The following is a 12,096-nucleotide window of genomic DNA, read 5'->3' as shown; positions in this document are numbered from 1 at the left end:
GATCTTCTCCTATTTATATGGGTTTTCAAAGAAAACATAATTTGTTGAATAATCACTAAATTCAAAATAGACTTTTTTCTCATTATTATCCACTTTGAAATTCTTATTTAAATCTAACACTCCATAACCATATCTATATGGTCTACTAGTTTTTTCTTCAGTTCCCACAGCAGTTGAAAGTTTATCTATTTTTATAAATCTTCTAACTAATTTATCTCCAGCATAAACTTCTAAAACGCCATTAACACCAGTCCAATTTTGTAAATATCTATTTATTTTATTTTTTTTCTCTTCACAACCAGTAAAAAGAACTATAAGTAGTCCAAGTAGTAGAAATGATTTTTGCAAACTATCTCCTAAAAACTAAAAAGAAGAGAAGTCTCTTCTTTATTATTATATTGATATTTCTTTAATATCAGCTATATTTTTAAATGCTTTATATACTAATCCAATTAAATTTTTTCTATTTGTTTTTATTTTTTCATCTTCATGATTTACAAATACGTTATCAAAAAAGTTATCTAATTGTGATTTTAAAGAGAAAAGAGCATCTAATTGTACTTCATAATCATCATATTGTTTTGATACAACTAATGTATATGCTTTAAATAACTCTATTTCTTCATTATCTTCAAATAAAGACTCCTCAACACTTATATTAGCATTTGTATTTATATCTTTTACTATATTTGCAACTCTTTTAAAAGTAGAAGATACTTCTTTGAAATTATCACTTTGAACAATTGGATTTAATGCACATAATTTTAATGAAATTTCATAAATATCTTTTTCACCACTTCCTAATACTGCTTTTAATACAGAAGGATTTACATCAAATATTTTAAATAATCTTTCATTAAAAAATTCAACTAATTGATTTTTATTTAAACCTTTATAATTTTCTATTAAATCATCAATTATTTTTTCTAAATTAATAGGTAATTTATGTTCAATTGCTATTTTTACGATTCCAGCTGCAGCTCTTCTTAATCCAAATGGATCTTTTGATCCTGTTGGAATTTTTCCAACACTAAATAATCCCATTAGATTATCTAATTTATATGATAATGCAACTATTGAAGAAAATTTATTCGAAGGTAATTGTGAATCTTCTCCATCTGGAAGATATTGCTCTTTTAATGCTGTATAAACTAATTTATCTTCATTTGCAATTTTTGCATAGTAATATCCCATAAGACCTTGAAGCTCAGTAAATTCATATACCATTTCTGACATTAAATCAGCTTTACTTAACATTACTGCTTTATTTAAAAGTTCTTTTTGAGATACATCAAATTTAGAAGCCAAATAACCTGCAATAATTGCTTCTCTTTGAGATTTTTCATACATAGAACCAAGACCTTCAACAAAAACAAGTTTTTTAAGGCCTTCATTGTTAAGTCCATTTGCAATATCATTCTTGTAAAAAAACATTCCATCTGCTAATCTTGGTCTTAATACTTTTTCGTTCCCTGCAATAATTGCTGAAAAATCATCTGTTTTTGAGTTTGAAACAACAATAAATTTATTTGTTAAATTTCCATTTTCGTATACTGCAAAATATCTTTGATGTTCTTTCATTGAAGTTACAATTACTTCTTCTGGTAATTCTAAGAACTCTTCATCAAATTTTCCAATCAATGCAGTTGGGTATTCTGTAATTGCCACAACTTCTTCTAGTAACTCTTCATCAATATCTATTTTTACATTATTACTTTTTTCAATCTCTTTCATTTGATCTAAAATAATTTTTCTTCTCTCATCAGGATAAAGAATAACACCATTTTTAGATAATTTACAAAAATAATCTCCTGCAAAGTCATAAGAAAAAGGTTCATAAGATACCATTCTATGAGCAAATGAAGTGTTAGATGATTTTACGCCAAAAAGTTCTGCATCAATAATTTTATTTTCTAAAAGAATTGAAAGGCTTCTAATAGGTCTAATAAAACTATCTGTTCTACTTCCCCATCTCATAGATTTCCCAAAATGTAAAGAGTGTACAAAATCATTTACCATATCATTTAAAAGTGTTTCACTTTGTTTTCCTGTTACTTCTTGTTTAAAATATAAAACAGGCCCCTTACCTTTATCAATTTGGTCTAAATCTTCTACTTCTACTGCACATTTTTTAGCAAACCCAATAGCTGCAGGAGTTGGGTTACCATCTTTATATGCTATTTTTATTGGAGCCCCAAATTGTTCTACTACACTATTTGGTTGAGAAACAGGAAATTCTCTATGCCATAAAACCAATCTTCTTGGTGTATAGAAAAAATCAAATTCACATGTAAGTCTATTTTTTTCTAATATTTCCAGCCACTTCTTCTCAATATTTGGTAACTCTTTTAAAAATGGGATTGCTGGAAGTTCTTCTACACCAATTTCAATTAATAATGGTTTATTCATTTATCTTATCCTTTTTCTTTTTTTCAATTTCCTCAAGTTTATCTTTATGCTTTTTTATTTGTTGTTTATTAAATCCAATTATAAACATAGCCAACATAAATACAAACAAAATTAAAACAATAATATCTAATATCTCTTTCACAATATTCCTTGTTGTGGGTATGTTTTAAAAGTCACAATTTTATCTAAAGGTCACTTATTTTTCAGTAAATCAATTAAGTTACTATCTCGATTATTAGGGAAACTTAAAAAGTCTTCTTTACTAATATGGCACTTTTTACAACTTGCTAATTGTTTATGAGCTTTATAATCAGAATTAATTAATTTATTTTGAGAATGACAGGAAAAACAATCCCCACCACATTGACTCATTTGGTTTGATAACTTATCATGACAAGTGATGCATTGTTTTAAAATTATATGTTCTTTATTGTTTATGCTTTTTTTAAGTCCAGGATGACATTTCATACAATCACCACTACATGCAAATAAAATAGTAAAAAATAGTAAATTTACTAAAATATATCTCATTTTAGTAATGCCCTATAAATAATCCCGTCAATTTGATTTTTTGCAACTTCTTCAAACTCTTCATTTGAATCAATTATTGCTAATATTTTCGAATCAAACATATAATTATCTGCGACTTCTTGAATATCTTTAGAAATATCTTTTTCACATACAATATACTTTGCATTTAATGCATTTGAATAAATTGCTTCTTTTATATTTTTTATTACAACTACATAATTAAGTGAATTTTTACAACAGTACTCAATTATATTTTGTTTATATTCAAATAAGACTAAACTATTTGGTTTTGTATCTAAAAAATCATTTATGTCTTCTACTTTCTGAATATTTTCATATGGTATGTTTTCATCACCAATTAATATCATTTTATTACCTACTTGTTTTCTAAACACTCTTTAGAGCAGTAATAGTTACCATTACTTAAGATTGCCTCTTTTTTTGAAACATAAGTTCCACAAGTGGGACACTCTACCATTATATCTTCTATGTTATCTTTTTGATTACTTTTGTTACTACTATCCATAGATTTTTCTCTATTTTTCTTAAAAAATAGTGTATAAACTAAAAATAGGACTACTGTTACTGCTAAAAATTTCAATATCATTCTTTACCTTTATAATACAAATAGTTTCTTTCATTTCTTCTAACAATTTGTGTATGTTCTAATTTTGCTTTTTGTATTTCCTCTTCTAACATACTACCTTTGTAGAATAGGAATTTACATTTTTCTTCACATATATTTTTTGTCAAATCTAATAATAATGAAGTATTTGTTACTGCTCTTGATGTAACTAAATCAACAATAATATCATTAACTTTTTCTACTCTATTACATATAACTTCTACATTATTTAATTCTAAAGTATTTTTTATAAAATTTAGAAATGATACTCTTTTCACTCTAGGTTCTATTAAATAACACTTCTTATCTGGTTTTGCAATTGCTAAGATAAGACCTGGATAACCTGCTCCTGTACCTATATCTGCAAAACTGTTAAATTCATCAATAAACTTAAGTGGGTATAAAGAATCTAAAATATTTTCATAAATATCTTCATCTTTTAAACTTCCACTTAAATTATGAACTTTACCCCATTTTTGAAGTAATTGCAAAAAAATATCGCATCTTTCATAAAATTTTTCATCAAAGTTTAAATTTATTTTTTCTAAATTCTGTTTTAAACTCATTATAAAAGATGACCCATTTTAGATTTTTTTGTATTTAAATAAAATTCATTATATTTATTTGTTTTAGTAATTGAAGGAATTCTTTCTAAAATCTCAACACCAATTGATTTAATAAAATTAATTTTATCTGGATTATTTGTTATTAATTTAATTTTATTTACATTCAAATCTTTAAATATATATTCAATAACACTATAATCTCTTTCATCTTCTTTAAAACCTAATTCAAGATTTGCATCTATTGTATTTTTACCTTGATCTTGTAATGCATATGCATTTACTTTATTTAGTAAACCTATATTTCTACCCTCTTGTCTATGATAAATTATAAGTCCACCCTCTTTTGCTATAAATGTCATAGCTAGTTGTAATTGATTTTGGCAGTCACATTTTAAACTTCCTAATGTATCTCCTGTTAAACACTCTGAATGTACTCTTACATAAGGAGCATCAATATCTTCAAAATCAGGTGTTATAATAGCAAGATGTTCTTGGTGAGAATCTAAATCTTTGTAAGCTTTTATTTTGAATTTTCCATATTTTGTAGGGAGGTTAGCAATATTTGATTGTTTTATTTTCATCCTCTTTTAAACCTTATAGTGATAAAATAACTATGATTATATCTAATAAAGGTAAAAAAAATGTTTAAACGTTTTAGAAGATTAAGATTAAATGAAAACTTAAGAAATTTAGTAAGAGAAACAACATTATCAAATAATGATTTTATATATCCACTATTTGTAAGAGAAGGAGAAGGTATTAAAACAGAAGTACCTTCAATGCCTGGTGTTTTTCAAATGAGTATAGATGAAATAATTAAAGAGTGTGAATATATATATTCAATTGGTTTAAAATCAATTATTTTATTTGGAATTCCAGATGTAAAAGATTCAGTTGGTAGTGAATGTTTATCAGAAGAGAGTATTATAGCAAGAACAACTAAGGCAATCAAAGCAAAATTCCCTGATATGTATATTATTAGTGACTTATGTTTTTGTGAATATACAGACCATGGACATTGTGGAATTTTAGACCCACATACACATACAGTTGATAATGATAAAACATTAGAAATTTCAGCACAGCAAGCAATTGTTCACGCTAAAGCAGGTATTGATATGATTGCTCCTAGTGGAATGATGGATGGTATTATTGAAACTTTAAGAACTGCATTGGATGAAAATGGTTATCAAGATATTCCAATTATGGCATATTCAACTAAATTTGCAAGTGCATACTATGGACCTTTTAGAGATGTTGCAGAATCTACTCCTTCATTTGGTGATAGAAGAACATATCAAATGGATCCAGCAAATAGACTTGAAGCTTTAGAAGAATCTTTAGAAGATGAAAGACAAGGTGCTGATATATTAATGGTAAAACCAGCATTAGCATTTATGGATGTTATTAGAGAATTAAGAAATAATACAAATTTACCTGTTTGTGCATACAATGTAAGTGGTGAATATGCAATGCTTAAAAATGCAGGAATTGCAGGATTAGTTGATTATGAAAGAATTATGATAGAAACATTAATAGGTTTTAAAAGAGCTGGTGCAGATATGATTATTACTTATCATGCAAAAGAGGCTTGTGAATATTTAAATAAAAATAATTAATATGAAAAATGCAAATACTTATCAACAAGCAATTGAAAATAGTAATATTGTTTCAAAAACAGATATAAATGGAATTATAACTTTTGTAAATGATGAGTTTTGCAAAATTTCTGGATACTCCAAAGAGGAATTATTAGGGAAAAATCACAATATAGTGAGACACCCTGATGTTCCCAAAGAACATTTTAAAAATCTATGGGAAACTATCAAACAAAAAAGACAAACTTATAAATCAACTGTTAAAAACTTAACAAAAGATGGTAAAAGTGTATATTTAAATACTACAATTACTCCTATTTTAGATGATTTTGATGATATTGAAGAGTTTATTGCAATTCGTTATGATGTAACACAAGAAGTTGAACTAAAAAAAAATCTAGAGAAAAAAGATAAAGAACTAAAACTTCTAAATAAAACTCTTGAGATGAGAGTTCAAGAACAAACAAAACAACTAAAAGAGTTAAATCAAAATCTTGAACAAAGAGTTCAAGAAGAAATAGAAAAAAATAAACAAAAACAAAAAATCTTATTCTGGCAATCAAGAATGGCTAGTTTAGGACAAATGCTTGCAAATATAGCTCACCAATGGAGACAACCTCTAACAGAATTAAATCTTGCTTTATTTAACTTAAAAAAATGTGCAACAGCACAAGATAATGAAAATATGACAAAATATTATAAAGATAGCAAAGAAATTATTGCAAATATGTCTCAAACAATTGATGATTTTTCAAACTTTTTCAATCCAAATAAAGAAAAAAAGAAATTCAATTTAAAAGATGCCCTTGAGGAGAGTTTAAATATTAGTAGAAAACTTATTCAAAAAGAGAATATTACAATTAAAAAAGAGTATATTGATCTTGATGTTTTTGGAGTATCAAATGAACTATCACAAGTTATTATTAATTTTCTTCAAAACTCTGCACATGCATTTAATAAAAATAAAGTTATAAATAGAATTATATATATTCAAATAAAAAAAACAACAATAGAAAATAGTAATTTTGCACAAGTTATATTTTTAGATAATGCAAATGGAGTTGAAGAAAAAACCCTTGATAAAATTTTTGAACCTTATTTTACAACAAAACATCAAAGCAATGGAACAGGTCTTGGGTTATTTATGTCAAAAATGATTATTGAAAAAAGTTTAAATGGTTCTATATTAGCACAAAATTATAAGAATGGATTACAATTTATTATAAATATTCCTTTAGATAAGCAGTAAGAAAACTTACTTCTTATCTATTTTTTGGAAATAACAGCATCACAAAGTTTTGCTAATTCAAACGTTTGCAATCGTAATGTTCTTTCAACAATATTTAACATAGTCAAATTTTTTGCTATTACAATTTCAGCAGCTTTCTCAAAATTTCTTTCATGTTTTATTAATTTCACTATTTCCACAACAGATTCTGAAACTTCTGAATTTTTTTGAATTTCTTGTACGTCCATCTCAAAACTACTCCCTTAATTCACTTAATCTTTTGAGTAAATACTCTAACTCTGCTCTTTTTTCTATTTTCTCTTCTACTTTTTCTTCTAAAAAATCAACTACATTTTGATGAAGCTTCAATTTATTTAATCTATTTATATTTGTAATTCCTCCAGGATTAAGAACATTAACTTCAAGAATTTTATCCCCAATCATATCTAATCCAACAAAATATAATCCATCTGCTAATAGCTTTGCACCTATTTTTCTACAAACATTTTTTTGACTTTGTGTCAAAGTATACTTATGTGCAGTTCCTCCTGCTTGTATATTTGCTCTAAGTTCACCCTCAGCAGGTTTTCTATGATATGCACCTAAATATTTTCCATTTAGCATTAAAACCCTAACATCTCCATTTTCTGCACCTTGAATATACTCTTGCAAAATAACATATTTATCACCAGATTTATCAATATAAAAATCTAAAAGTGAATTAATATTAGATTTTGCATTTTTTTCTAATACTATTACACCTTTGCCACCTGAACCATCAAGAGGCTTTAAAATAAGTTTTTCACTTACTGATTCTTCTATTATTTTATTGATATACTTTTTACTTCCTGAAACATGAGTAACAGGCAAAAATGTATTATTTGGATCATGAAATGTTGTAGTATAAAGTTTATTATTAGCTTTTCTTATCCCATCAACATCATTAATTATCACTGTTTCATCTTTTATTGCATCAAGAAAATTAAGTACCAATGGATTTATTGGTGGGTCTTTTCTTAACATAATACAATCAAAGGCATGAAGTGCAGTTAATTTTTTCTCAAACTGCACTTTTTTATAAAATGTCACTATATTTTCAGGAATCTTATCCATTTCATTTATAGTTTGGATAAAGCCATGAACAATATTGTTTCTAACTGTTAAATTATTTGTATAAAGTATAGATACTTTATGATTCCTTTTGACACACTCTCGTATTATTGTTAATGTTGAACTTTTAAGTGGTTCAAGATTATCCCAGTGTTCAATAATAAAACCTATATGCATTTTTTCCTCTTTAAAATTAATAGTGTATTATACATCATTTTTCACAACTTATAAGCTTAATAAAAACTTAATTCTACTAAATTGCCTTATTACGGTATTTTAAAAATATTTTTTTTAAAATATTTTTAAATATATAGTTATTTTTATCTATCTTTTAAAAAAAAATTCTATAATAATAATTTAAAAGATATTTAAATTTAGGAGATATCTATGTCAACTGACTATTTGTTAAAAGAGTTTAAGGTATTACTTGTTGAAGATGAACAAAATATTTCAAAACTATTAAAAGAAGCAATTGGTGATTATTTTTTTAGCTTTACTCTTGCAAAAGATGGTTTAGAAGCAATAGAAAAAGTAAAAAGTGTAAAGCCTGATATTATTATTACTGATATTATGATGCCTAAACTTGATGGTTTAGAAATGACAAAAAAGATAAAAGAAGAGATTGATGAAAATATTCCAGTAATTGTTCTTAGTGCTTTTTCTGAAAAACAAAGACTTCTTAATGCAATTGATATTGGTATTACAAAATATTTTATAAAACCATTTGATCCAGATGAAGTTTTAGATTATTTAAAAAAATTAGTAACAAAATTGGATAAAAAAAGAGTATTTAAACTTTCAAAAGATATCTATTATGATAAAAATAAAAATAATTTATTTAAAAATGAGAAAATTATTAATCTAACAAAAAGAGAAAAAAACTTTTTATTTTTATTAATAAAAAATTATCCTAATATTGTAGAAGTTGACAAAATAAAAGATACTTTGTGGGAAGGTGAAGAATCTTCAGATGAAAGATTAAGAACTTTTATAAAAAGATTTAGATCCAAAACATCTAAAAACCTAGTTAAAAATATTTCTGGACAGGGTTATTTAATTTCTCCACAAGATATTTAATTTATCGCTTAATAGATCTTTATTAATTGAGTTCTTTGCTTCTGTTAAGTTTGAATAGTTTTCTACATTTAAAAAATTTTGAATATGAAAGCTGTTCTTATACCCAGCATTGTAAAGTGTATCTATCATTTCATTTAATTGTTTTTCATCCAATAAATCTTCATGTAGTGTTGTTCTAACTTCAAAATCAAAATTTATACTAATAAGATATAATAAAGTCTCATAAAAATTGTTATATAATTTTGAGTTTGTAATTGATTTAAAGTTCTGTTTTGTTGCTTTAAAATCTAAAGATATAAAATCTAAATAATTTTTTTCTATTAAATCATTAACTATTTTTTTATTTGTTCCATTAGTATCTAATTTAATTTTAAAGCCCATAGATTTTATTTTTTTGCAAATTGGTAATAAATCATGCATAGTTGCTTCACCACCACTTAAAACAACAGCATCTAAAAGCCCTACTCTTTTTTCCAAAAATTCAAATAGTTCTTTTATTTCATAATTACCATCTTTACACTCAATTATATTTGTGTTATAGCAATATTGACATCTCATATTGCATGATATAAACCATACAATACAAGATAAGTTATCTTTATAATCTAACGTAGTAAAAGGCGTAATATCATATATTATTTTTTTCAAGAAATTTAACCCTTTGTTTATGTTCACCTTTTTTACCTATATTGAAACTCTCCACTGGTCTGTGGTATCCCATAACTCTTGTGTATATAACACATTTTGTTCTTTTTGATTCTAAATGTTTAGGCATTTGACAATTTTGCATTTTCTTTCTCCTTTAATAAAATTTCTTCATCACATTTTGGACAAAACTCATGTTCTCCACTTATATATCCATGTACTGGACAAATAGAAAAAACAGGAGTTATAGTAATATAAGGAAGTTTGTAATTTGAAATTACACTTTTAACTAATTTTCTACAAGCTTCTGTTGAACTAATTCTTTCTTTCATATATAAGTGAAGAACTGTTCCGCCTGTATATTTACACTGTAAATCATCTTGTAAATCTAAAGCTTCATATATATCATTTGTATAATCAGCAGGTAATTGTGAAGAGTTTGTATAATAAATATTTTTATCAAAACCAGCTTGAACTATATCTTTATATCTCTTCTTATCTTCTTTTGCAAATCTATATGTTGTTCCTTCTGCTGGTGTTGCTTCAAGATTATATAAATTACCTGTTGTTTCTTGGAAATACACCATTTTTTCTCTCATATGGTCTAATATTTCATGGGCAAAAGAAATTCCTTTTTCAGTTGATATATCCTCTTGTAATTCATAAAAGTTTTTGATCATTTCATTAATACCGTTAATACCAATAGTTGAAAAATGATTGTTAAAGTGTGGTAAATATCTTTTTGTATAAGGAAATAATCCTCTATCATACAATGTTTGAATAAACTCTCTTTTTTTCTCTAATGTTGATTTTGCAAGTTCCATTAACTCATCTAATCTTTCATATAAGGCTTTTTTATCAGTTTTATAAAGATAACCTAACCTTGCCATATTTATAGTAACTACACCTACACTTCCAGTCATCTCTGCACTACCAAATAAACCGCCTCCTCTTTTTAGAAGCTCTCGTAAATCTAATTGCAACCTACAACACATACTTCTTACATGTCCAGGTTTATAAGCTTTATCATTTGGTATTAAATTTCCATTTTCATCTTTTATATATTGACTACCAATAAAATTTTGAAAATAAGAAGATCCAATCTTTGCAGTATTTTCAAACAAAATATCAGTATTCTCACCATACCAATCGAAATCTTCTGTAATATTAACTGTTGGAATAGGGAAAGTAAAAGGTTGTCCTGTTTTATCACCTTCTGTCATAACTTCATAAAAAGCTTTATTAATCATATTCATTTGTTTTTGAAAATCTTTATATGTTAATTCTTCGAAACTTGAATAACCTTTTTGTTTAATTTGTTCTAAAAGCTCTTCATCATTAAGATTTTTTAAAAGGTGCATCTGTCTTTTTGTAGGAATTTGATCTTTTAAATCTTCAGGAACTGTCCAATCAATTGTAACATTTGTAAAAGGACTTTGTCCCCAACGTGCTGGTACATTTAAATTATAAATAAAACTTCTAATATTTTTCTTCACATCAGTATAAGATAATTTGTCTTTAAAAACATATGGTGCAAGATATGTATCAAATGAAGAAAATGCCTGAGCTCCTGCCCATTCACTTTGTAAAATTCCTAAAAAGTTTGCCATTTGACCTAATGCTTCTCTAAAATGGTTAGGAGCATCGCTTTCAACTCTTCCTCTAACTCCATTAAATCCCTCATCTAGTAAAACTCTAAGGCTCCAACCTGCACAATAACCACTCAAACAATCTAAGTCATGAATGTGATAATCTGCATTTCTATGTGCATATCCTTCTTCTTTAGAATATATTTTATCTAGCCAATAATTTGCTATTACTTTTCCTGCACTATTATTAATTAAACCTGCGTGTGAATATCCAGTATTTGAATTTGCATTAATTCTCCAATCTGTTTTATTTATATACTCTTCTGTTGTTTGAGTACAATTTATATACGTTGTATCTTTATCTAAGCCTAGAACATGCTCCCTTTGCATCTTATGCATATGTCGATACAACATAAAAGATTTCATCACTTCAAAATAGCCGGCTTTAAATAGTTCATTCTCGATTGTATCTTGAATATCTTCTACTGCAATTACTCTTTTTTGTTCTAATGTGTCTATTACATTAAAAAATATTTTATTATCAAATTTTACATGTACACTCTTAAATGCTTTTTTTATTGCATCTTCTATTTTGAAACTTTGAAATTCTTTTGTTGTTCCGTCTCTTTTTAATACGTTATTTACCATCTATTTTCCTTTCAAACAAGTGAAATTTTAGAGTAGAAACTCTTAAAGGCTCATAACATAAAAAGTCACA

General features: G+C 26.0%; 16 protein-coding genes. 3 read left to right on the top strand and 13 right to left on the bottom strand.

All coding sequences use genetic code 11. From position 1 onward, the window contains the following. Positions 1-9: 9 nt before the first annotated feature. The 8 genes from CRU93_RS03340 to ribA are packed head-to-tail and all read right to left on the bottom strand — an operon-like array spanning position 10 to position 4,712. The gene (locus tag CRU93_RS03340; protein WP_129102771.1) at positions 10-348 is read right to left on the bottom strand and encodes a hypothetical protein; all 339 of its coding nucleotides are present in this window, start codon (positions 346-348) and stop codon (positions 10-12) included. A 45-nt stretch (positions 349-393) separates the two neighbouring features. After that, positions 394-2,409 carry a glycine--tRNA ligase subunit beta gene (gene glyS, locus CRU93_RS03335; RefSeq protein WP_129102770.1) on the bottom strand — a complete coding sequence of 672 codons (2,016 nt, stop codon included), beginning with the start codon at positions 2,407-2,409 and terminating at the stop codon, positions 394-396. Next, entirely contained in the window at positions 2,402-2,551 is a 150-nt protein-coding gene (locus CRU93_RS14105) for a hypothetical protein (protein WP_164967608.1), read from the bottom strand. Before CRU93_RS14105 ends, glyS begins: the two co-directional genes overlap by 8 nt. A gap of 50 nt (positions 2,552-2,601) precedes the next feature. Then, on the bottom strand, positions 2,602-2,940 hold the full coding sequence (locus CRU93_RS03330; RefSeq protein ID WP_129102769.1) for a hypothetical protein: 339 nt from the start codon (positions 2,938-2,940) through the stop codon (positions 2,602-2,604). Further along, the gene (locus CRU93_RS03325; protein ID WP_129102768.1) at positions 2,937-3,308 is read right to left on the bottom strand and encodes a hypothetical protein; all 372 of its coding nucleotides are present in this window, start codon (positions 3,306-3,308) and stop codon (positions 2,937-2,939) included. The genes CRU93_RS03330 and CRU93_RS03325 overlap by 4 nt, the downstream gene beginning before the upstream one ends. A gap of 8 nt (positions 3,309-3,316) precedes the next feature. Continuing rightward, complete coding sequence (locus CRU93_RS03320) at positions 3,317-3,547, bottom strand: PP0621 family protein (RefSeq protein ID WP_129102767.1); 231 nt, start codon at positions 3,545-3,547, stop codon at positions 3,317-3,319. Then, positions 3,544-4,131 (bottom strand): 16S rRNA (guanine(527)-N(7))-methyltransferase RsmG, encoded by a 588-nt coding sequence (gene rsmG / locus CRU93_RS03315; RefSeq protein ID WP_129102766.1) that lies wholly within the window; start codon positions 4,129-4,131, stop codon positions 3,544-3,546. The genes CRU93_RS03320 and rsmG overlap by 4 nt, the downstream gene beginning before the upstream one ends. After that, complete coding sequence (ribA, locus tag CRU93_RS03310) at positions 4,131-4,712, bottom strand: GTP cyclohydrolase II (protein ID WP_129102765.1); 582 nt, start codon at positions 4,710-4,712, stop codon at positions 4,131-4,133. The genes rsmG and ribA overlap by 1 nt, the downstream gene beginning before the upstream one ends. 60 nt (positions 4,713-4,772) lie before the next feature. Here ribA and hemB point away from each other — a divergent pair, with 60 nt between their 5' ends. After that, positions 4,773-5,750, top strand: a complete 978-nt coding sequence (gene hemB, locus CRU93_RS03305) for a porphobilinogen synthase (RefSeq protein ID WP_129102764.1) — start codon at positions 4,773-4,775, stop codon at positions 5,748-5,750. A 1-nt stretch (position 5,751) separates the two neighbouring features. Further along, a complete protein-coding gene (locus CRU93_RS03300; protein WP_129102763.1) occupies positions 5,752-6,978 on the top strand; it encodes a PAS domain S-box protein in 1,227 nt (408 codons plus the stop codon). 17 nt (positions 6,979-6,995) lie between these two features. Here CRU93_RS03300 and CRU93_RS03295 read toward each other — a convergent pair whose 3' ends face one another. Beyond that, positions 6,996-7,205, bottom strand: a complete 210-nt coding sequence (locus CRU93_RS03295; RefSeq protein ID WP_129102762.1) for a hypothetical protein — start codon at positions 7,203-7,205, stop codon at positions 6,996-6,998. A 7-nt stretch (positions 7,206-7,212) separates the two neighbouring features. Continuing rightward, a complete protein-coding gene (gene gshB, locus CRU93_RS03290) occupies positions 7,213-8,244 on the bottom strand; it encodes a glutathione synthase (RefSeq protein ID WP_129102761.1) in 1,032 nt (343 codons plus the stop codon). A 210-nt stretch (positions 8,245-8,454) separates the two neighbouring features. On the opposite strand from gshB, the gene CRU93_RS03285 reads away from it, so the two are divergent. Further along, positions 8,455-9,144, top strand: a complete 690-nt coding sequence (locus tag CRU93_RS03285; RefSeq protein WP_129102760.1) for a response regulator transcription factor — start codon at positions 8,455-8,457, stop codon at positions 9,142-9,144. On the opposite strand, the gene CRU93_RS03280 is transcribed toward CRU93_RS03285, so the two are convergent. The 3 genes from CRU93_RS03280 to CRU93_RS03270 are packed head-to-tail and all read right to left on the bottom strand — an operon-like array spanning position 9,121 to position 12,026. Beyond that, the gene (locus CRU93_RS03280) at positions 9,121-9,792 is read right to left on the bottom strand and encodes an anaerobic ribonucleoside-triphosphate reductase activating protein (RefSeq protein WP_258238817.1); all 672 of its coding nucleotides are present in this window, start codon (positions 9,790-9,792) and stop codon (positions 9,121-9,123) included. The two genes, CRU93_RS03285 and CRU93_RS03280, sit on opposite strands and share 24 nt — an antisense overlap. Beyond that, positions 9,773-9,934 (bottom strand): anaerobic ribonucleoside-triphosphate reductase, encoded by a 162-nt coding sequence (nrdD, locus tag CRU93_RS03275; RefSeq protein WP_129102758.1) that lies wholly within the window; start codon positions 9,932-9,934, stop codon positions 9,773-9,775. Before nrdD ends, CRU93_RS03280 begins: the two co-directional genes overlap by 20 nt. Then, positions 9,912-12,026: a ribonucleoside triphosphate reductase gene (locus tag CRU93_RS03270; RefSeq protein ID WP_129102757.1), complete on the bottom strand. Its 2,115-nt coding sequence runs from the start codon at positions 12,024-12,026 to the stop codon at positions 9,912-9,914. The genes nrdD and CRU93_RS03270 overlap by 23 nt, the downstream gene beginning before the upstream one ends. Positions 12,027-12,096: the final 70 nt, after the last annotated feature.

Source organism: Arcobacter sp. CECT 8985, assembly GCF_004116495.1.
In the GTDB taxonomy this organism is placed as follows: domain Bacteria; phylum Campylobacterota; class Campylobacteria; order Campylobacterales; family Arcobacteraceae; genus Malaciobacter.
Note: the sequence above shows the minus strand (reverse complement) of the source record. Positions and strands in the feature narration are given on the sequence as shown.